Annotated in this window: 21 protein-coding genes; 17 read left to right on the plus strand and 4 right to left on the minus strand. The window is 41.8% G+C overall.

The genetic code is table 11. The annotated features are described in order from the left end of the window. Positions 1-174: 174 nt before the first annotated feature. The gene (locus GSR62_RS01770) at positions 175-1,545 is read left to right on the plus strand and encodes a threonine/serine exporter family protein (protein ID WP_066024208.1); all 1,371 of its coding nucleotides are present in this window, start codon (positions 175-177) and stop codon (positions 1,543-1,545) included. A gap of 92 nt (positions 1,546-1,637) precedes the next feature. Continuing rightward, positions 1,638-2,309, plus strand: coding sequence for a 2,3-bisphosphoglycerate-dependent phosphoglycerate mutase (locus GSR62_RS01775; protein WP_066024209.1), 672 nt, complete (start codon positions 1,638-1,640; stop codon positions 2,307-2,309). Between the two features lie 53 nt (positions 2,310-2,362). Here GSR62_RS01775 and GSR62_RS01780 read toward each other — a convergent pair whose 3' ends face one another. The 3 genes from GSR62_RS01780 to GSR62_RS01790 form a co-directional block, all read right to left on the minus strand. Beyond that, on the minus strand, positions 2,363-3,697 hold the full coding sequence (locus tag GSR62_RS01780) for a C1 family peptidase (protein WP_066024210.1): 1,335 nt from the start codon (positions 3,695-3,697) through the stop codon (positions 2,363-2,365). A 186-nt stretch (positions 3,698-3,883) separates the two neighbouring features. Continuing rightward, entirely contained in the window at positions 3,884-4,570 is a 687-nt protein-coding gene (rpiA, locus tag GSR62_RS01785; protein ID WP_010688533.1) for a ribose-5-phosphate isomerase RpiA, read from the minus strand. A gap of 24 nt (positions 4,571-4,594) precedes the next feature. Then, positions 4,595-4,882 (minus strand): GNAT family N-acetyltransferase, encoded by a 288-nt coding sequence (locus GSR62_RS01790; protein ID WP_010688532.1) that lies wholly within the window; start codon positions 4,880-4,882, stop codon positions 4,595-4,597. Between the two features lie 136 nt (positions 4,883-5,018). Here GSR62_RS01790 and GSR62_RS01795 point away from each other — a divergent pair, with 136 nt between their 5' ends. The 9 genes from GSR62_RS01795 (at position 5,019) to GSR62_RS01835 (ending at position 14,688) form a co-directional block, all read left to right on the plus strand. After that, a complete protein-coding gene (locus GSR62_RS01795) occupies positions 5,019-5,555 on the plus strand; it encodes a dCTP deaminase/dUTPase family protein (protein ID WP_066024211.1) in 537 nt (178 codons plus the stop codon). A gap of 76 nt (positions 5,556-5,631) precedes the next feature. Then, positions 5,632-7,002, plus strand: a complete 1,371-nt coding sequence (gene radA / locus GSR62_RS01800) for a DNA repair protein RadA (RefSeq protein ID WP_010688530.1) — start codon at positions 5,632-5,634, stop codon at positions 7,000-7,002. 18 nt (positions 7,003-7,020) lie between these two features. Next, a complete protein-coding gene (locus GSR62_RS01805) occupies positions 7,021-8,130 on the plus strand; it encodes a PIN/TRAM domain-containing protein (protein ID WP_010688529.1) in 1,110 nt (369 codons plus the stop codon). An 88-nt stretch (positions 8,131-8,218) separates the two neighbouring features. Then, the gene (gene gltX, locus GSR62_RS01810; RefSeq protein ID WP_010688528.1) at positions 8,219-9,709 is read left to right on the plus strand and encodes a glutamate--tRNA ligase; all 1,491 of its coding nucleotides are present in this window, start codon (positions 8,219-8,221) and stop codon (positions 9,707-9,709) included. 391 nt (positions 9,710-10,100) lie between these two features. Next, positions 10,101-11,510, plus strand: a complete 1,410-nt coding sequence (cysS, locus tag GSR62_RS01815; RefSeq protein ID WP_066024212.1) for a cysteine--tRNA ligase — start codon at positions 10,101-10,103, stop codon at positions 11,508-11,510. A 1-nt stretch (position 11,511) separates the two neighbouring features. After that, positions 11,512-11,907, plus strand: coding sequence for a Mini-ribonuclease 3 (locus GSR62_RS01820; RefSeq protein ID WP_010688526.1), 396 nt, complete (start codon positions 11,512-11,514; stop codon positions 11,905-11,907). Continuing rightward, entirely contained in the window at positions 11,907-12,647 is a 741-nt protein-coding gene (gene rlmB / locus GSR62_RS01825) for a 23S rRNA (guanosine(2251)-2'-O)-methyltransferase RlmB (RefSeq protein WP_010688525.1), read from the plus strand. The genes GSR62_RS01820 and rlmB overlap by 1 nt, the downstream gene beginning before the upstream one ends. A 2-nt stretch (positions 12,648-12,649) precedes the next feature. Then, positions 12,650-13,171: an NYN domain-containing protein gene (locus GSR62_RS01830; RefSeq protein ID WP_066024213.1), complete on the plus strand. Its 522-nt coding sequence runs from the start codon at positions 12,650-12,652 to the stop codon at positions 13,169-13,171. Between the two features lie 155 nt (positions 13,172-13,326). Next, entirely contained in the window at positions 13,327-14,688 is a 1,362-nt protein-coding gene (locus tag GSR62_RS01835) for a mucin-binding protein (RefSeq protein WP_066024214.1), read from the plus strand. A 159-nt stretch (positions 14,689-14,847) separates the two neighbouring features. Here GSR62_RS01835 and GSR62_RS01840 read toward each other — a convergent pair whose 3' ends face one another. Further along, a complete protein-coding gene (locus GSR62_RS01840) occupies positions 14,848-16,035 on the minus strand; it encodes a YSIRK-targeted surface antigen transcriptional regulator (RefSeq protein WP_066024215.1) in 1,188 nt (395 codons plus the stop codon). A 278-nt stretch (positions 16,036-16,313) separates the two neighbouring features. On the opposite strand from GSR62_RS01840, the gene GSR62_RS01845 reads away from it, so the two are divergent. The 6 genes from GSR62_RS01845 (at position 16,314) to GSR62_RS01865 (ending at position 20,359) form a co-directional block, all read left to right on the plus strand. Continuing rightward, positions 16,314-16,469, plus strand: coding sequence for a YSIRK-type signal peptide-containing protein (locus GSR62_RS01845; RefSeq protein ID WP_083213907.1), 156 nt, complete (start codon positions 16,314-16,316; stop codon positions 16,467-16,469). 618 nt (positions 16,470-17,087) lie between these two features. Next, on the plus strand, positions 17,088-17,666 hold the full coding sequence (locus GSR62_RS01850) for a hypothetical protein (RefSeq protein ID WP_225362243.1): 579 nt from the start codon (positions 17,088-17,090) through the stop codon (positions 17,664-17,666). After that, the gene (locus tag GSR62_RS09490) at positions 17,570-18,076 is read left to right on the plus strand and encodes a hypothetical protein (protein ID WP_066024217.1); all 507 of its coding nucleotides are present in this window, start codon (positions 17,570-17,572) and stop codon (positions 18,074-18,076) included. The genes GSR62_RS01850 and GSR62_RS09490 overlap by 97 nt, the downstream gene beginning before the upstream one ends. A gap of 218 nt (positions 18,077-18,294) precedes the next feature. Continuing rightward, a complete protein-coding gene (locus GSR62_RS09495; RefSeq protein ID WP_225362244.1) occupies positions 18,295-19,068 on the plus strand; it encodes an NAD(P)/FAD-dependent oxidoreductase in 774 nt (257 codons plus the stop codon). 138 nt (positions 19,069-19,206) lie between these two features. Further along, positions 19,207-19,659, plus strand: a complete 453-nt coding sequence (locus tag GSR62_RS09500; RefSeq protein WP_225362245.1) for an NAD(P)/FAD-dependent oxidoreductase — start codon at positions 19,207-19,209, stop codon at positions 19,657-19,659. Next, the gene (locus GSR62_RS01865; protein ID WP_066024218.1) at positions 19,649-20,359 is read left to right on the plus strand and encodes an enhanced serine sensitivity protein SseB C-terminal domain-containing protein; all 711 of its coding nucleotides are present in this window, start codon (positions 19,649-19,651) and stop codon (positions 20,357-20,359) included. The genes GSR62_RS09500 and GSR62_RS01865 overlap by 11 nt, the downstream gene beginning before the upstream one ends. Positions 20,360-20,362 lie beyond the last annotated feature (3 nt).

The raw sequence follows: 20,362 nt of genomic DNA on the forward strand, positions 1-20,362 counted from the left end.
AAAATATAAGGTTTAGGAAGGAATTTTAATTTAAATTAAGATTTAAGTCAAACATTTCTTTTCGTAAAAAGCCCGAAAATAAAGGGATTTTGTGCTATAATCGGTAATGTTACATATTGTTTACAAAACCGTGAAAATAAAACGGTAATTTACATTGATAGTTTGGAGGATAAAATGGAACAGCAGAAAAATTTTAGTAAGAAGGCTACTAAAAGAAAACGTGCGCCATTATCCAAGCATCACCATATGACTATCCGATGGGACGAATTCATCGGAGATGCCGGCGATGAATTGGCAATTGATGCAAGTTTAAAGGAGAGAGCAGCGATCGTTGGACGGATCGGGATCTTGATGCTTGCCTGTGGAACTGGGGCCTGGCGCGTTAGAAATTCAATGAATAGTATTGCCCGCGTTTTAGGATTGACCTGTACAGCTGATGTGGGGTTAGTCTCGATCGAATACACCTGTGTCGAACTCGATGAAAGTTACACTCAAACTTTGGCACTAGCGACTTCAGGGGTCAATACAAGTAAGTTGACTGATCTTGAGTGGTTCGTGCGAGAATTCGAACGCCACGGTCGGCAGATGACGATCTCAGATATCCATTATTTGATCGATCAGATCCGGGCTAAATCAGGCTTATATAAGCCACCTGTTTTAGGGTTGGCGGCTGCTCTTGCCTGCAGTGCCTTTGTCTTTTTACTCGGTGGTGGTCTGATCGAAATGATCTGTGCCTTTATCGGGGCGGGCTTTGGTAATTATGTGCGTGCTAAGATGAATCAGCACAAGATCACTTTATTTGCGGGGATATTTGTCAGTGTGGCAGTGGCCTGTTTGATGTACATGGTCTCTTTTCGGGGGATCGAGGCACTATTTTCGGTTTCTAGCCGCCACGAAGCGGGTTATATCGGGGCGATGTTATTTGTGATCCCAGGATTTCCGTTTATCACGAGTGGGCTAGATATCGCTAAACTTGATATGCGTTCAGGTTTGGAACGCATGGCACATGCTTTGACGATCATCATCGTTGCCACGATGGTCGGCTGGCTGACCGCGATGAGCATCAACTTTAAGCCTGAAGATTTTATACCTTTACAGCTCACTTCTTGGCAGTTGCTAGCTTTAAGGCTTCCGGCTAGTTTTTGTGGTGTCTTTGGCTTTTCCTTGATGTTCAATAGTTCACCTAAACTAGCTTCGACTGCGGGGATCATCGGGGCCTTGGCGAATACGTTACGTTTGGAATTGGTCGATTTTACCAATGTTCCTCCTGCAGCTGCTGCCTTTGCTGGAGCATTGTTGGCGGGCTTGTTGGCTTCGGTCTTAGGCAAAAAAGCGGGTTACCCCCGTATTTCTTTGACGGTACCGGCGATCGTGATCATGGTCCCTGGGCTCTATATGTATCGGGCGGTGTACAACATCGGTTTAAATTCGATCAGTGTGGGGGCATATTGGTTGACCCAAGCAACCTTGATCGTTTTGGCTTTACCTTTGGGCTTGATCGCAGCTCGGATCTTGACGGATCCAAAATGGCGGTACAGTGATTGATATTTTAATAAAAAAGAAGCGACAGACCTTTTTTGACGCTTCTTTTTTCGTTATAGTAGTAGAAGTAAGATCAATTGGAAAGGAAACGACGGATGACAAAGTTAGTATTGATCCGGCATGGTCAAAGTTTAGCTAATCAAGAAAACGAATATACGGGCTGGTCGGATTCACCTTTAACAGCTCAAGGTATCAGAGAAGCTAAAATAGCTGGTGAAAAATTACGCCAAACAGGGATCGTGTTTGAACACGTACATACATCAGTTTTGCAACGTGCGATCAAAACAGCCGATATCGTGTTAGCTGAGTTAGGGCAAAGTTATTTACCGCTCACCAAAACTTGGCGCTTAAATGAACGACATTATGGCGCATTGCGGGGCCTGAATAAAGACTATACCCGTAAACTTTATGGTAAAAAGCAAGTTGCTTTGTGGCGCCGATCATTTGATGCTGTCCCGCCTTTGTTGGAAAAACCACAAAGCGATCGCCGTTATCAAAGGTATCCCAAAACGATCGTCCCCCGAGCCGAGAGCTTAAAACAAGCTTCAGCCCGGATCATCCCTTACTGGGTCGACCATATTGCTCCGCGAGTACTGCAAGGAAAAGATCAATTGATCGTGGCCCATGGTAGTACTTTACGGGCGTTGATCAAATACCTAGAAGCGATCTCTGATACAGGGATCGATGGGGTCGAAGTTGCTAATGCAGCGCCGATCATCTATGAATTAGACGAGAAATTACAGATCATCTCTAAAACGACATTATAAAAAAAGATCTCACTGAAGTTATACTCAAAACTTCAGTGAGATCTTTTTTATCATTAAGCTAATGAACCCATAGGATCCCAAGGTGCTAAGACTTTAGGTTCTTCTTTTAGAACTTCTTTTAATTCATCAGGCAAGAAGTTCTTGTTGATAACGATCTGGTAGCAATATTCATCCATCCAGTCATCCGTCATTACAAAGAAGCCGTTTGTCCCGACTTTATCGCCCCAAGAGTTTTCAACTTTCCATTTCTTAGGCTGACCATCGACCAGATCGACCCCGGTCAAGACCATGGCATGTGTCATCAAGCTTTCGCCGTAATCTAAGCGTTCTGCTTTTGACATTGCAAGATCCACATCAAAGAGTTGATCGCGGTGGTAGAGTTCAGTATCCATGATCCCTTGTTTGCGGTCAGAAGATTTGCCGACATCACAACCGAACCAAACACTTTCGCCTGATTCTAATTGCTTGATAGCTAATTTTTTGAAGGTATCCATGTCAACGTTTAAGTGTCGTACTTCACGCCCACCAACGACATTGCCTAACATATCAACGGTGTACATGTGGTTGAATGGCTTATCATCTGTTGGTCCGTTGATCACTGAGATGTAATCTTTGGTTTCCCAACCGAGATATTTATCGAAGAATTCTTTTGGCGTTAAGTTGCGGTCGAGGTGATAGTTGTTATCTTTATCACGATATTCAAAATCAAATGTTGCCGGTGGTTCACCAAAGCTGTAAGCTGCCATACGGTAAACTTCAGCTAACATTTTTTCTTTTTCTGTTTCGATCTGAGCTTCAGTTGCTTTGTTTTGAACCAATTTACGCAATAAGACGGCATCTTTACGCAATTTAAGGTTCAAAAGTGAGTTGAATTCACGTGAAGCTGAGGAGTTGTGGGTCTCTGGCATCGCAGACTTTGGCACAACGCCGTATTTTTCGATCAAGCCCATGATCATGTCCCATTGACCACCGTCTTGTTGTGGCATTGATAACAACCACGCAACTTTGCGGTCAGAGGTTGGGAAACCGGCTGTTTTTAAGATGTTTTCATAGAAATAATTCGCTTTTTCAAGTTTATCCCAGAAGAATGTAAAGTTTTGCGATAATTCAAAATCATCTGGTAGATTCAAGCGATTGCGTAGGTCATGACGCAAAGTATTCAAGGCAGCAAACATCCAGCAACGACCGGATTGTTTCTGATTAGCGACCTTACCTGTATCAAGATCGATCGAGAAAACAGGTGTGGTGTTCACTTCTGCCCGGTAGTCACGGCTGGAAGCTAAGATCCCGTTTTGTGTTACAGTCCGTTCAAGAACACGGTGATCATTACGTTTTTCAAGTAAATTCTTAAAATTTTTAAGTTGCGCAGTGCTGATTGATTTAGTCACTGGAAATCATCCCCCTTTAATGAACTACTAATAGTGTAGTCCTCTTTTAGCTATAAGTAAACAAGTAATTAGTTTTAAATTATTAAATCTAAAGTTTTTAATATTAGTCTATGGTGATAAAAGTTACAAGTTTTAACTGAATCACAAAAAGAAGCACCAAAAATGTGCTTCTTTTTGTAAAATGTACTAGTCACGAGCATGTAAGACCACAGGACCAACTTGTTTGCCGACGATCACGTCATTTACCATGTCTAAGAAAAGACCGTGTTCAACGACCCCGACTTGGTGGATGAGATATTCGGCTAAAGCGTGTGGATCATCGATCTGTTCGAGATGTAAGTCGATGATGTAATTATCGGAGTCGGTCAATAAGAGGCTGCCGTTTTCTTGTTTGCGGAAAGTCGGGTTCAAGCCTTTAGCCGCAAAACGGTCGAATAATTTTTGGCTGCCATATGGGATGACCTCAACTGGTAATGGGAAAGCCCCTAATTTATCGACCATCTTGCTTTCATCCACGATCCAAAGGACTTTAGTGGAGTTGACCGCCACGATCTTTTCAAACAAAAGGGCAGCGCCACCGCCTTTGATACCTTGGAAATCGCTTGAGATCTCATCGGCACCATCGATCACGATATCGATATGGTCAGCTTCATCGACTGAGATCAAAGGGATGCCTAAGGATTCTGCTTGCTTAGCCGTAACACTTGAGGTCGTCACGCCAGTTATTTGAAGATCTTCTTCTGCGATCCGGCGTCCCAAAGCATCGACCATGTAGCGGACGGTCGAGCCGGTACCTAAGCCGACGATCATGCCATTTTTGACCCATTCAACTGATTTTTCGCCTACCAGACGTTTTAGTTCATTTTGATTCATGTAAAAGACCCTTTCAGATTTAACTTATTTATTTTGCTTGAATAATAAGTGTTCAAGTTCAGGATTAGCTGCAAAATATTTTTGCGTGTAAGAGCATAAAGGTAGGATCGTCTTGTTTTGCACCTTTGCGTGCTCTAAAAAGAAGACGGTCATCTTTTCTGCAAGTCCTTGGCCGCGTGCTTGTTCAGCGACAAAAGTACGTTCGATAACATAAGTTTGGTCATTGTTGATCATTTTAAAGCCAATGTTACCGAGCATTTCTTGCTGCTCGTTTTGACAAATTAGTTGGTCGTCTTGCCAGATGAAATCCATATCTATCACCCCAAATTAAATAATTATCAGCGGTAAAAAACATAACATTAAATAATGTGAAATGCTGTTTGCCTTCAAAATTAATGGTATCATAAATATAGTGCTGACAACTACTAAAATGAATGGGGTTTGAGAAATGAAAAGAGGATTTGAAATCGTTTCAAAATATGAAGGTGAAGATCTGACGTTGCCAGTTAGAGCAACTCAAAATGCAGCGGGCTATGATTTTTGTGCAGCTAAAGATTTTGTCTTACCAAGTATTTGGAAACGCAACTTTTTGAAGGTCTTACATGCGTTACGCAAACAAAAAGAGTACACAAAAAAAGATCTAGTAGCCGCTAATAAGGTCTTAAAGCCATACCTTGTGCCGACTGGGATCAAGGCTTATATGCAACCAGATGAGTTCTTGATGTTGGCCAACCGCTCCAGCAATCCATTAAAACACGGTTTGATCTTGCCAAATGGAGTCGGGATCGTTGATGCTGATTATTATGGAAATGATAACAATGAAGGCGAGATCTTTTTCCAATTGGTCAATTTTGGGCTGACGGACAAAGTGATCAAAAAGGGCGAAAGATTAGGCCAAGGCATCTTTTTACCGTATCTTTTGGCTGATGATGAAGCAGCGCCTTTAGCTAAGAGAACTGGCGGTTTTGGTTCATCAGGACGTTAGGAATTTAAAGATATCTTATAATTTTTTTAATGATTTTCGGGTATACTAATATTTTATAAGTAGAGGGGGGGCAATTATGGCAAAAGTCAAAACTAGATATGTATGTCAAAACTGTGGCTATGTATCACCACGCTATTTGGGGCGGTGTCCTAACTGTAGCGAATGGAACACTTTAGTTGAAGAAGTCGAACAAAAAAGTGCGACCGTTAAAGCAGCACCACGCGTTACTTTGACAGGAACAACGAATACCCCACAAAAGATCGACACGATCGAGATCTCACAGACACCTAGAGTTGATACGAAAAACGGTGAATTGAATCGTGTTTTAGGTGGCGGTGTCGTTCCTGGTTCAATGGTCTTGATCGGGGGCGACCCTGGGATCGGTAAATCAACGTTACTTTTACAAGTTTCGGGAAGTTTAGCCGATCAAGGGGGGAAATTGCTCTACGTTTCGGGTGAAGAAAGTGCCAACCAGATCAAGATGCGTGCCCAACGCTTGGGAGTCTCAGGTAGTGAATTTTACCTTTACCCCGAGACCGATATGGGAAGTATCTTACAAAATATCGAAGACTTAAAACCAGACTATGTCATCATCGACTCGGTGCAAACGATGCAGATGCCAGAAGTTACTTCAGCAGTCGGAAGTGTGGCGCAGATCCGCGAGGTGACCGCTGCTTTGATGCAAATTGCTAAGACAAATGGGATCACGATCTTTATCGTTGGTCACGTGACTAAGGGTGGCGCGATCGCCGGACCGAAGATCTTAGAGCATATGGTCGATACGGTGTTGTACTTTGAAGGCGATATGCATCGCACTTACCGGATCTTACGGGCAGTCAAAAATCGTTTCGGTTCGACTAATGAGATCGGCGTGTTTGAGATGCGCGATGGTGGTCTAGTTGAAGTACCTAATCCATCCGAGATCTTTTTAGAAGAGCGCTTGAGTGGCGCAACTGGTTCGGCGGTCGTGGTCTCAATGGAAGGAACACGGCCGATCTTAGCGGAGATCCAAGCGTTAGTCACCCCAACTGCATTTGGCAATGCTAAGCGAACAACGACGGGCTTAGATCATAATCGGGTCTCGTTGATCATGGCAGTGCTCGAAAAGCGGGCGGGGCTACTTTTACAAAATCAAGATGCTTATTTGAAAGCAGCTGGGGGCGTTAAATTAGACGAACCAGCGATCGATCTAGCTATCGCGATGAGTTTGGTGTCGAGTTATCGTGACCAACAAACTGCACCAGATGATTGTTTTATCGGTGAATTAGGTTTGACCGGTGAGATCAGACGGGTGACCCGGATCGACCAAAGAATATCTGAAGCAGCTAAATTAGGCTTTAAACGGGTCTTTATTCCCCAAAATAATTTAAATGGTCTGGAATTGCCAACTAATATCGATGTGGTTGGCGTTAAGACGATCAGTGAAGCTTTACGGCATGTTTTTTAAGAAAGGGGTAATTAATACATGCGCAAACGAATAATCCAATTGATCTTTGCGTTCCTCGGTATCGGGGCAGGGTATTCCTTTTTGCCCGGTCTGTGGAACCTATTAAACATTCAAATACAAGTTTTATATAATCCGATCGTAAATATGTTTATCGGGTTGGTTTTAATGATGCTATGCTCATTTATCTTAGCTGAACCACTTGAAGGGGCGCTAAAAAAAGTCGAAGAGACACTGGCTAAACAAAAGACCGAAGCGATCATTTCTGAGAGTATTGCAATTATTGTGTCACTTGTGATCGCGGTCCTGATCTCAACGCTTTTCTGGCAATCACCACTGTTCTTCATCAATACGATCTTGCCAGTGATCGTGATGATCTTGTTTGCCTATCTCGGCTGGTTCGTAGGGCGCACACGACTAGGCGATTTGCCGAAGTTGTTCTCGGCACGATCTAAGAAAAAAGAAGCCGAAGAAAATAACGTTTTAGAACGTAAAGTAGGCGACAATTTCTATAAATACAAATTGTTAGACACTAACATTTTGATCGATGGTCGGATCTATGATCTCGCCAAGACTGGCTTTTTAGAAGGGACTTTAGTCGTACCTAACTTTGTCTTGTATGAATTGCAATATATCGCTGATTCAGGTGATAGCATCAAACGTGTTCGCGGGCGCCGTGGGCTAGACATTTTGAACAAGTTACAAAATGAAAAGATCGTGCCAGTTGAGATGTATGAAGGCGATTTTGATGATATTCAAGAAGTCGATTCAAAACTGATCAAGCTCGCTAAGATGTTAGATGCGGTGATCGTAACTAATGACTATAATTTGAATAAAGTCAGTGAATTTCAAAATGTGAAGGTCTTAAACGTCAATGCTTTGGCTAAGTCACTCAAACCGCGAGTGATCCCAGGTGAACGGTTGAACGTCATGGTGATCAAAAATGGGACTGAGCGTCAACAAGGGGTCGCTTATCTCGATGATGGTACGATGATCGTGGTCGAAGATGGGCGTTATTACATGAACAAGACGATCGAAGTTGAAGTTACTTCGGCGATCCAGACCGATGCTGGGCGGATGATCTTTGCGAAACCTTACCATTCTAAGAAGAAGTTACGTGAAAAAAACTAAGGAATTAGCCTAGAGTAGTTTATTTTTTACCTTATTCATTGTAAAATTGTAGGGTATGTAAAGTAATAACAAGAAAGAGGCGCTTAAATTGGCAAAAAATAAGATTCGCGTTCGTTATGCACCAAGTCCAACGGGGCATTTGCATATCGGTAATGCACGAACCGCGTTATTTAACTACTTATTTGCACGTCACAATAAAGGGACATTCGTTTTACGAATTGAAGATACGGATACTAAACGTAATATTGCAGACGGCGAAAAAAGCCAGCTCGATAACCTTAAATGGTTAGGGATCGACTGGGATGAAGGCCCAGATAAACCAGGTAAATATGGTCCTTACCGTCAATCCGAACGTAAAGATATCTACCAACCATTGATCCAAGAATTATTGGACAAGGGTCTAGCGTATGAATCTTACATGACAGAAGAAGAATTACAAGCGCAACGTGAAGAACAAAAGGCTAACGGTGAAGCCCCACGTTATATCTACGAATACGAAGGTATGACGGATGATCAGATCAAGGCTTCACAAGAAGAAGCTAAGGCAAAGGGCTTAAAACCAGTTATCCGGATCCGTTTACCACATGATAAGGTCTACGAATGGGATGATATCGTTAAGGGTAAAGTTAGCTTCAACTCCGATACTATTGGGGGCGACTTTGTGATCCAAAAACGCGACGGAATGCCAACTTACAACTTTGCGGTAGTTGTTGACGATCATTTGATGAATATCACACACGTTTTACGTGGGGATGATCACGTGGCTAACACACCAAAACAATTGGCTGTTTACGATGCTTTTGGCTGGGAAGCTCCAGTCTTTGGGCATATGTCACTTATCATCAACTCCGAAACAGGTAAGAAGCTTTCCAAGCGCGATGAATCTGTCTTGCAATTTATCGAACAATACCGTTCATTAGGTTACTTGCCAGAAGCAATGTTTAACTTCATCACCTTGCTTGGCTGGTCGCCAGTGGGTGAATCTGAGATCTTCTCACAAAAAGATTTTGTCAAGATGTTTGATCCAAAACGTTTGAGTAAATCACCAGCAGCCTTTGATGGTAAGAAACTTGAATGGATCAACAACCAATATGTCAAATCAGCTGATAGTGATGAGATCACAGATTCATCCTTGAAGCAATTGATCAAGGCGGGCAAGATCGAAGCAGATCCAGATACGATGAAGATCCAATGGGTCCGTCAATTAGTTAACTTGTATAAGCGTCAAATGTCTTATACGGGTCAATTAGCTGAAATGGCTGAGATCTTCTTCACTGAACCACCAATGTTAGATGAAGAAGCTAAGGCTGAATTAGCAGATGAGTCAGCAACGATCGTGTTGGAAGAATTTGCTAAGCAAGCAAAAGAATTACCGATCTTTGATGCTGTATCTATCCAAAACATGATCCGTCAGATCCAAAAAGATACTGGTGTACGTGGGCGCAAGCTTTACATGCCTATCCGGATCGCAACGACGCGTGAAATGCACGGGCCAGAATTAGCTCCTTCGATCGAGCTTTTAGGTCGCCAAAAAGTTTTGGAACATTTGGATAAGACTTTAGCTGAAATGAAAGCTTAGAATATAATAACAAGCTGCGATAAAAAAGACATTAGTCTGCGCAAAGGCAGCTTAATCAGGGCTGTGACAAAAGTTGCAGCCCTTTTATTTTACATCCGTACGGAGCAATACGCCTTGCTCCACACTCAAAATAACGTGCTGCGCAAGTTTAAGGCTAGTGAATAACAATGCTCTAAGCCAGATGCGAAAAGCGCATCAGTCTCAGAGCACAGTTATTCATACGCCTTAGCCCAACTTGCTCCACACTCAATAACGTGCTACGCAAAGCTGCTCCTAGCGTATAGCTACACAGATCAAATGCTGCCAAAAGCGCACCATCTGATCTGCTAGGCTATCCGCACGGAGCACCCCGCTTTGCTCCACACTCAAAAAATAAAAGGGGGTTTACAATATGATCCAGATCTATAATACTTTGACTAAAGAAAAAGAAGACTTTAAACCGCTTGTCGATGGTAAGGTCAGCATGTATGTCTGCGGGCCAACTGTCTACAATTATATTCATATCGGTAATGCCCGCTCAGCGATCGCTTTTGATACTGTTCGACGCTATCTTGAATATCGTGGCTATGAAGTAAATTATGTTTCTAACTTTACCGACGTTGATGATAAGATCATCAAAGCTAGTCAAGAAACGGGGCTGTCGGTTCAAGAAGTGACAACTAAATTCATTGCAGCCTTTTATGAAGATATCGCTGCTTTGAACATCAAAAAGGCAAGCAAAAATCCGCGGGTCATGGAAAATATGCCCGAGATAATTGATTTTATCGCTGCTTTAGTAGATAAGGGCTATGCCTATGAGGCGCAAGGAGACGTGTATTATCGTGCACGTAAATTTAAAGATTACGGGAAACTTTCGGGGCAATCGATCGATGCCTTAGAACAAGGGGCGAGTGAACGTGTCCAAGCAAGTGACCAAGGCAAAAAAGAAGATCCGTTAGATTTTGCACTTTGGAAGAGTGCTAAACCGGAAGAGATCGCGTGGGATTCTCCTTGGGGTAAAGGTCGTCCCGGGTGGCATATCGAATGTTCGGTGATGGCTGGTAAATATCTTGGAAAAACGATCGATATTCATGCTGGCGGTCAAGACTTGGAATTCCCACACCATGAAAATGAGATCGCTCAAAGTGAAGCTAAAAATGGACAAAAATTTGCCAACTACTGGATGCACAATGGTTTTGTGACGATCGGTCAAGACGATGAAAAGATGAGTAAGTCACTGGGCAACTTCGTGACAGTTCATGAATTAGTTAAAGAGATCGATCCGCAGATTGTTCGCTTCTTGATGGCAACGACACAATATCGCCATCCGATCCGCTATAGTCAAGCTAACTTAGATGATGCTAAGGCTAACTTGAACAAATTAAAGACAGCTGTTCAAAATGTGCGTTACCGTTTAGAAGATGCCGGTGATGGTGCGCTCGAAGCTGAGGTCCAAGAAAAAGTTGAAGAATTAGTGGTGAGATTCAAAGTAGCGATGGATGATGACTTTAATACGCAAAATGGGATCACAGTGGTCTACGAATTAGCGCGTGAATTAAACATTTATGCAGCTAGAGAAGCAGTCAACCGTGCAACTTTAGAATATCTGTTACAAAATTTTGCAACTTTAGCGGAAATTTTTGGGATCGAGTTTGAAAATGAAGAGCTCGGTGATGAAAAGATCGAAGCATTGATCAAAAAACGGGATGAAGCGCGTGCAAACCGTGATTTTGCTACAAGTGATGAGATCAGAGATACTTTGAAGGCTCAAGGTATCATTTTAGAAGATACCCCACAAGGGACACGCTGGAAGAGAGGGTAAAATGGCAGATTACAAACAAGTAAATGGGATCGCGCTTGCTTATATGGGGGATGCGATCTATGAAGTTTATATCAGAAAGCATTTATTAGATGAAGGGATGACTAAACCAACACGTTTGCATCATCGCGCGACGCACTATGTGTCGGCTAAAGCCCAAGCAATGCTGATCAAGAAAATGGAAGAACAAGAACTGTTGACACCGGAAGAACAAGAGTATTTCCGCCGCGGTAGAAATGCGAAGAGTTATACTTCGGCGAAGAACACATCAGTTGTGACTTATCGGATCTCGACTGGTTTTGAAGCTTTGTTCGGTTATCTTTACCTAAGTGGACAGACTGAGCGCCTAGATGAATTGGCAGCTTGGTGCATCAAAACGGTTGAAGCGGAGGGAAAATAATGGCAACAAATGAAGATTTTGTGATCGGACGTCACCCAGCTGTGGCTGCTTTGAAGAGCAAGCAAGCGGTCAATAAAGTGTTTTTACAATCGGGTCTAAAAGCTGATGCCTTAAAAGAAGTGGCTAGTTTGGCCAAGAAAAAAGGTGTGATCGTCAACCAAGTTCCAAAAGCTAAGTTAGATCTATTAGCTGATGGTCAAAACCATCAAGGGGTCGTCTTGGCTGTAGCGGCTTATGAATATGCGAGTTTAGATGATCTATTTGCTAAAGCTCAGGCTAAAGATGAAGATCCATTCTTTATCATCTTAGATGGTATCGAAGACCCGCACAATTTAGGCTCGATCATGCGAACGGCTGATGCTGCGGGAGTCCATGGAATCATTATTCCTAAGCGCCGCGCCGTACAATTGACGTCAACAGTAGCGAAGACTTCAACTGGGGCGATCGAATATGTGCCGGTATGTCGGGTAACGAATCTCGTTCAAACAGTTGAGGAGCTTAAAAAACGTGGCGTTTGGGTCTTTGGAACTGATATGCATGGGACTGATTTTAGAAAATGGAGTGCCAAGGGACCGACTGCTTTGGTGATCGGTAATGAAGGCAAAGGGATCGCCCCATTACTTAAGAAAAATTGTGATGAGATGTTGACGATCCCGATGGTTGGCCATGTTCAAAGTTTAAATGCTAGTGTTGCTGCTAGTCTTTTGATCTATCAAGGCTTTACTTCACGGGGCAATTAACGATGAAGAAGCGAATTTTGATCGTTGATGCCTACAATATGATCGGGCATTGGCCAGAATTAGAGAAGTTGAAAAAGGCTGATCGCCTAGAAGAAGCTCGCGATAAACTATTATATATTCTCTCAGATTACTATAAGCAAAGTAACGCGGAGATCATCGTTGTCTTTGATGCCATGTATGTGCCAGGTTTGTCAAAGAGCTATGAGCAATATGGGATCCAAGTCGTCTGGACCGATGAAGGCCAAACTGCAGATAGCTATATCGAAGCCTTGGCTAAAAAATTGCAGACACGTTTGACCCAAGTTGAAGTGGCGACAAGTGATGGGGCAGAACAATGGACTGTTTTTTCTAAAGGTGCCCTGCGTAAACCAGCTTGGGAATTGTACCAAGATATAAAACGGGCAAAACGCGAAGTCCATGCAGCAGCTAGACAATATCAAGACCAAGCCTTGGTCAGACGCTCACCGTTTAGCGATAAACAATTAAATGCATTAGCTAAATTACGGGATGAGCTCTCTAAATAAATATATGTATTAGAAAAAATCGTATGAAACCAAAAGAATGATGATGTGGTTTTATACGATTTTTATTTTATGGGTGTCCGTCAACCGATATGGATAGACCCGTACGGCACTTCCTACAGAAATGTGGGAAGTGTTTTTTTACGCAAAAAACTGGTATGGAATTTTTATCCATACCAGAAAGTGTACACCCGACAACGGTACAAGAAAATCTGGTTGAAAAGATCACCTATACTCCATTAGGTAAGATCACACCACAAGATCCAAATGGTAACCCAATTCCAGGTGCACCAACACCAGGTTACAACAATGATCCAAAAGACCCAACTAAGGGTGGTATCACACCAGTTCCTGAAATTCCGGGTTACACTCCACGCGTACCAAGCGTTAAGCCAGAAGATCCAGGCAAGGATACACCAGTCGTTTACGAAAAGAATGAAGATCCTAAGAAACCAGATATTTCAAATGAACGTGATCAAAATGCTAAGATCATCTTCCGTGATGTGACAACAGATACGGACTTATCAACAGAGAAATTCACTGGTAAGTCAGGTTCTAAGATCACATACAGCACAGCTGATAAGATCAAGGAATTGCTTGCTAAAGGTTATGTTCTAGTGAATGACGGTTTCCCAAGTGACGCAGCCTTTAATAGTGACAATGATGTGGATCAAACTTACTATGTAACATTCAAACACGGTGAAGCACCAGTTGGACCAAATGATCCACACGAACCAGGTACACCGATCAACCCTAACGATCCAAATGGACCAAAATGGCCAGCTAAAGACGAATACACCAAGGAATTTACTTCTACAGTGCACTTCGTTGATAAAGACGGCAACAAGTTACGTGATGATGACGTTCAAACATCAACATGGACACGGACATTGATCGTTGACACAGTTACAGGTAAGGTCAAGAACCCAGATGCTGTATGGACAAGTGATAAGGGCAACTACAACGATGTTAAAGTTCCTGTGATCGAAGGTTACTATGCTGATAAAGCAAATGTACCAGGTCCTAAGGCTACTCAAGAAAACATCGAAACAAATGTGGTTTACAACGAAATCGGTAAGATCGTTCCAGTTGATCCAGAAGGTAACCCAATTCCGGGTGTACCAACACTTCAATACAAGAACGATCCTAACGATCCAACGAAGGTCGTCGTAACTGATACCCCAGATGTTCCAGGTTACACAACTGATACTGTAAGTGTGACACCAAACATACCAGGTGAAGACACACCAGTTGTCTACAACAAGGTAGAAACACCAAAAGATCCTGAAAAGACACCAGGTCGACCAAGCACACCAGCTCCAGCCCCAACGACCCCAGAGGCTAAACCACAACCAGCTGCTAAGGAACAACCTAAGGCAGACAAGCCTGCTGCTGAACTTCCTCAAATGGGTGACGCAGACAACAATTCTATCGCAGCGCTTGGTGCGGTAATGATCACAAGCTTACGTAGCTTGTTCGGATTTGCCAGCAAAAAGAAAAAAGATGAAGAAAACATCTAATTTCTAGAGCCTGAAAAAGAGGAGAATTTTCTTCTCTTTTTCAGTACATAGAGTGTGGGGACTGACGGAGGATCCACTTTTAAAGTTGTATAAATAACGAGGTCCCCCTTGCGATGTAAATATATCGCAAGGGGGACCTCGTTTTGATATTGATTTTGATCAGTCGACTAAAGTAGCTGATTGCTGATAATGCTTAGGCGTTTTACCGACGATCTTTTTAAAGACCCTAGAGAAGTGAGATGCATCTGCAAAACCAAGGGTATAAGCTGCTTCATTGGTTGTAACATTTGACTTGAGCATGAGTTTTGCTTCTTCGATTTTACGATCGATGATGTAATCTTGGGCCGTTGAACCTAATTCAGTCTTAAAGAGTGTTCGCAGTTTAGATTCACTGATGTTAAAATAACTCGCTAACTCTTTGACTTTCAAAGGTCGATACATATTAGTGTTGATATATTGAATGATCGAAGTTGTAAGTGGCGATAGGTGTAAGGTGATGACCTTATTTACTTCGCTGGTGTAATACACGATCGCCGAATCACGGACTTGCAAGATCTCATCTAAAGTATTGCTTAGTTCAGTCTTTTTGATGAAAAGATCACGACTACCATAAGCAGTGATGATATCCATCCCTAATTCGATCCCAGCCTGAGAGAGTTTTTCAAAGACCACGATCGAATAATTTTTTTCTGAACGTAAGGTATCGCCTGTAACTGCAGGGATGACCCCATTGCTTAGCTTGAAGACCATATCGCGTAATTTGTTGACATCACCACTGCGCACATAGTCTAAGATCTTATGTTCATAGAGATAGAGATACATATTTGAATCGAAGTTTTGAGAAACTAAATATTCGATCCGTTCATCGGTGATCTCAGCTGAATATTTCTTTGTTTCAAGGTGGATCTTATCAGACATTAGATCTTTTATCTCACCGGAAAAGAAGTAGTGGACCATGATCAAAATATCACGCAGCTCACTAGTTGAAAATAACGGTAGGTCATTTAAATAACTATAGAGGATCTCTTGATCTTTAGCGCTGATCTTTAAATCTTTCATTCCCTTATAGAAGAAGGTTTTATCAACGATATTGCATTTGAAGGGACCAAATAGGATATGAAAATTCTCAAAATTATAGAGTAAAAACATGTCGTTTAGTTTCCCACTGATGAAGCTGAACAACTCGTGTGAGTTCAAAGCTTCTTTTAGAATATTTTCATAGTCGTTAAAGAGCACCGTTGTCTGATTGGAACGATACTCTTCGATGATCTCTAAATTTTCGTCAAAGACAATAATTGGAAGTCTGAGACAAATATGCAGAGATTTGATCATTTTTAGCCTTTTCATATAAATCGTGACCTCTTTACATATATAAATTAAAATTGATATATAGAGCTTTTAATAATTGACTAATCCAATTAACATTATAACTTTTTTTCGTTTAATCTAGTTAACAAATTCAACGATTTTGCAATTTTTATTGAAAAATACAATTATTTAGATAAAAAATATGACGTTTTTTACAATTCTTGTTGAATTATTCATTCTCGAAAAATTCAACAAAGACTATACATCATTAATGTTCAAAAATTTAATGTTTATTTAAAGGAGAGAAATAAGGACAAATGGTCTCAAAAAATAATCGAGATCTGTATTTGAGAAGATCCGCCAACAAGGTCTCCAAATATACGATCAAAAAGCTTAGTGTAGGTGTAACTTCTGTTTTAGTAGGTACGACTTTTTTCATCGGTTCTACTAGTCAAGCAAATGATTCAGAATAAGAAACAACGCAACAGTCTGACACAGCAGTTAAAGCTTCCGATACAAGTAGTACTAATGATTCTTCCCGACTCAAAGTTCAAGAAGCTAGCCAAGATCAAGCATCAACTTCCACCACAGATGCCGATCAAGCGCAAGCAGCTGGAAATGCTACAAGTACTCAAGCATCGACTTCCACAACTTCCACCAACGATGCCCAAGATTCCTCCGCAGATGAAATCAACCAGACAAATACGCAGGTAGAAAACAATAAACAAGAAGCGACAACCGCTGATCAAGCTGAATCAAATAATGATTCGGTATTATCCAATAATAATGTAGCAAATTCGGCTGAAAGTCAAGCAAAAGCCAATGAAGAAACCGCTGCAACACCTCAAGATACAGCAGGTTTCCGACGTGCTAATGTCGATACTTCAGCCTGTGCTTTAGCTGCTAATATAGACAATACGATCGCTGATGTTTCTAGTTGGCAAGAATTGATCAGCGCTATGGTATTCTAATTACCAAACGATCAATGTTAATGGCGCGATCACGGCTTCCAGCAATGGAAATATCGGAAGCAATGGTCATAACGTTACGGTACAGGTCAATCACGTAATGCTGGCCCAAGTAAAGTTGAATTGGGTGAAAACTCGACCTTTAACTTTACTGGTCGTGACGGGATCATCTTAGGCAATAACTCAAGCTTTGTCTCAGGTGAATATTCTAAGGTCCACTTCCAAAACAAAGGTCGTGGGGGCGCTTTAGACTTGGCAAACGATTCTAACATTACGATCTCTAAACATTCAGATACTTTATTTGAATCAAACGGTAAAACTGGTACATCTGGTTCTTACGATGGTTACAATTACATCGGGGTCAATGAAGGCGGGAATATCTTAATTGATGAATTTGCCACTTCCCGTGTTATCTTGACTAACCGTGGCGATAACCCTTGGGATGACGTGATCTCACTTGATTCACGTGGTAGCAATACTTCAGCTAGCTTTGTTTCTAAAAAAGGTGCGATCATCGATATTCGCGATGATAACACAAACTTCTATGCTGAATTGATCTCTTTCCCATTGGGGCTGCTGACTCTAAGATCGATATTCAAGATCCATTGTATATCAACTTACAATGTTATTCAGCTGGTGGTGCGATCACTGGTCGGCAGATCGCTGAGGGTGTCAATACTAAGACAGCTTACGATGCGGTAAATACACCAAAGATCGATGGTTATGAAGCACAGATCAAATCAACAAATGCCAATGGTGTAACAGTTGGTAGTGCGGCTGATACAGTCAAGGCTAACTTAGACATTCCTGATGAGATCGTTAAAGATGTCAAAGTTCCTGTGACCACAGGTTACTATGCTGATAAGGCAAATGTTCCAGGTTACACAACAAGTATCGTGAGTGTGACCCCAGGTGTTCCAGGTGAAGATACACCAGTTGAAGTTCCAACAACGCCAGCACTAGCTAAAGAAGCCCCACAAGCTGCTGCTGAATTACCACAAATGGGTGATGCAAATGAAACAACGATGGCTGCGGTCGGTGCCGCAATTGTTGCAGCTACTTTAGGCTTAGTTGGCTTTGGTGTTAAAAAGAAGGATGAAAAAAACTTCTAAATTTTTAAGTGAATAGAATACAAGAAAGAAGGAATTATTCTCCTTCTTTTTTGTTTTGAACAAGATATTTCTGGGCTGATGTAGTAGTCAGCGTATGCTGATTTTAGTATAATTAAGTATATGAGAATAGAATAAAAATTTTGTTATTAAACTGGGGGCAAAATAAATGAAGCTAGTACCATTATGGCTCGAACGATAAAAAAGAAAGGATAAGAAAAATGTCGGCAGAAAAAATCGTTATTGTGGGAGCTAACCATGCTGGGTTGGCGGTTGCTCGGAATTTAATGGATAGTGGAAAAGAATTTGAGATCACTATGATCGATAAGAGTGATAATTTAGGCTATCTTAGTTGTGGTACACCATTACTTTTATCAAACGAGATCAATTCTTATCGAAATTTCTTCTATTTCGATAATGAAACTTTACGCAAGCAGCTTGCAGCCCTTTACACAGAAGCACTTGTCGAATCGATCGATTTTAGGAACAAAAAAGTGATCTTTAGGGATAAACAAGGATTACAAGGAGTCAAGTATGATAAGCTAGTTTTAGCAACGGGGGCGTCACAAGTTAGTCTAGGGATCAATGGTAATGATCTACGTGGGATCTATCGTATCAAGAATTTAAATGAGGGACTCGAAGTAAATCAGCGTTTGGGTCTGAATAATGTCAAAAATGTTGCGATCATCGGTGGTGGCTATATCGGGATCGAAGTGGCTGAAGCGATCCAAAAACGTGGAAAGCATGTAACGATCTATGATGCCAACCCGCATTTAATGATGTCGCACTATGATGAACCATTTGGCCGCCTAGTCGAAGAACGCTTGCGTGAAAAAGGGATCGATCTATGTTTAGAAGAAGAGGTCCAAAGCTATGTCGGTAAATCTGGTCGGATCGATCAGATCATTACTGACCGTGGGAAATACTCGACTGATATGGCCATTTTGACGATGGGATTCTTACCAAATACTTCCCTAGGACGTTTCCATTTATAGCTATACACTAATGGTGCCTATATTGTAAATGAGTATCAACAGACTTCTGATCCAGATATCTACGCGGTAGGCGATTGTTCGACCTCGTATTCAAATATCCTAAAAGAATTAGTCGTTAACTTTTCAGTCTCGGATGCCTTGCGGGGGGCCTATGTTGCAGCCAAAAATATTGCGGGGGAAAATATTTCCTCAAGTGGGACCCAAGCTTCAAATGCGGTGCGGGTCTACGGGTTGAATCTATTTTCAACGGGTGTGACAGTCAATGAAGCCATCCGTTATAGTATCCCCCATGAATACGTTGACTATGAGACTTGGCAAAGACCAAAATTCATGCTTGAAAATAGCAAGATCAAATTGCGTTTGGTCTACCATAAAGAAGATCATCGCCTTTTAGGAGCCCAGATCGCAAGCCGGTCAGATCAAGCGGGTACACTGCATATGCTTTCACTTGCGATCCAAAAAGAGGTCACAGTAGATGAATTAAAGGTCTCTGACTTCTTCTTTTATCCATACTTTAACCAACCTGAGAATTTTGTGACAGAAGCAACACGACATGTAAGTAAGAAACGAGGCAAAGCAGATGACAAATGAGATGAATGAACAAAAAGTAGCCGAATTTCTAGATGCATTAGATGAGTTTGTGGCAGATGTTACTGATCAAGCTAAAGCGTTGCGCTTTTATACTTGTTTGGGCAATGTGAAGCTCTATGTTATCTTGGAATACGGCTATCCTAAGACAAAAGAAAATGATGGTAAAAAAGAGCTTTTAGTCTATACGACAGAACCGACTAAGCTCCTTGAAAACTCAGGGTTAAGCACGGTCGCTTTAGGACTCGAACGGCTAGCTCAAGAATTAAAAACGCTTGGAGCAGCGGGAATGTTAGTTGATGAAGGTGAACGTGATGTCATCATTCCAGCTGAGAATGTTTTTCAGGTCCAAGCTTTAAAGAAGAAGACAGCTGACTTTAAATTAAAGACAATGCCCGGACAGCTTTCTTTGACGTTGGAAAATGAGATCAGACGGGTAGTCAAGACAAAACCTGATGTTCTCAGTGCTTGGCTATTGGGGATCTTATTACCAGGAAAGAGTGACTATGAATATATGGTGACCCTAGAATATGCTTCTACTGTAGCTAGTGCTGAAAAAGAGCGTTTAGCGCAACAGATCGCAGCTCAAGTGACTCCATTACTACCAGATGGGACCGAGCTTTTGATCGGAACGACCGCTGAATTGGCGGGTGAGCGAGCTAAGCGTGACTTTGCACCGTTTTATATCAAGTTGAATTTTTAGTGA

The organism is Ligilactobacillus animalis (assembly GCF_009933595.1).
Lineage (GTDB): Bacteria > Bacillota > Bacilli > Lactobacillales > Lactobacillaceae > Ligilactobacillus > Ligilactobacillus animalis.

What these genes read in the sequence shown, in the direction of transcription:
- GSR62_RS01770 (WP_066024208.1), top strand. Translation starts at nt 175, where the DNA reads ATGGAACAGCAGAAAAATTTTAGTAAGAAGGCTACTAAAAGAAAACGT.
- GSR62_RS01775 (WP_066024209.1), top strand. Translation starts at nt 1,638, where the DNA reads ATGACAAAGTTAGTATTGATCCGGCATGGTCAAAGTTTAGCTAATCAA.
- rpiA (WP_010688533.1), bottom strand. Translation starts at nt 4,570, where the DNA reads ATGAATCAAAATGAACTAAAACGTCTGGTAGGCGAAAAATCAGTTGAA.
- GSR62_RS01790 (WP_010688532.1), bottom strand. Translation starts at nt 4,882, where the DNA reads ATGGATTTCATCTGGCAAGACGACCAACTAATTTGTCAAAACGAGCAG.
- GSR62_RS01795 (WP_066024211.1), top strand. Translation starts at nt 5,019, where the DNA reads ATGAAAAGAGGATTTGAAATCGTTTCAAAATATGAAGGTGAAGATCTG.
- radA (WP_010688530.1), top strand. Translation starts at nt 5,632, where the DNA reads ATGGCAAAAGTCAAAACTAGATATGTATGTCAAAACTGTGGCTATGTA.
- GSR62_RS01805 (WP_010688529.1), top strand. Translation starts at nt 7,021, where the DNA reads ATGCGCAAACGAATAATCCAATTGATCTTTGCGTTCCTCGGTATCGGG.
- cysS (WP_066024212.1), top strand. Translation starts at nt 10,101, where the DNA reads ATGATCCAGATCTATAATACTTTGACTAAAGAAAAAGAAGACTTTAAA.
- GSR62_RS01820 (WP_010688526.1), top strand. Translation starts at nt 11,512, where the DNA reads ATGGCAGATTACAAACAAGTAAATGGGATCGCGCTTGCTTATATGGGG.
- rlmB (WP_010688525.1), top strand. Translation starts at nt 11,907, where the DNA reads ATGGCAACAAATGAAGATTTTGTGATCGGACGTCACCCAGCTGTGGCT.
- GSR62_RS01830 (WP_066024213.1), top strand. Translation starts at nt 12,650, where the DNA reads ATGAAGAAGCGAATTTTGATCGTTGATGCCTACAATATGATCGGGCAT.
- GSR62_RS01835 (WP_066024214.1), top strand. Translation starts at nt 13,327, where the DNA reads ATGGAATTTTTATCCATACCAGAAAGTGTACACCCGACAACGGTACAA.
- GSR62_RS01840 (WP_066024215.1), bottom strand. Translation starts at nt 16,035, where the DNA reads ATGAAAAGGCTAAAAATGATCAAATCTCTGCATATTTGTCTCAGACTT.
- GSR62_RS01845 (WP_083213907.1), top strand. Translation starts at nt 16,314, where the DNA reads ATGGTCTCAAAAAATAATCGAGATCTGTATTTGAGAAGATCCGCCAAC.
- GSR62_RS09495 (WP_225362244.1), top strand. Translation starts at nt 18,295, where the DNA reads ATGTCGGCAGAAAAAATCGTTATTGTGGGAGCTAACCATGCTGGGTTG.
- GSR62_RS01865 (WP_066024218.1), top strand. Translation starts at nt 19,649, where the DNA reads ATGACAAATGAGATGAATGAACAAAAAGTAGCCGAATTTCTAGATGCA.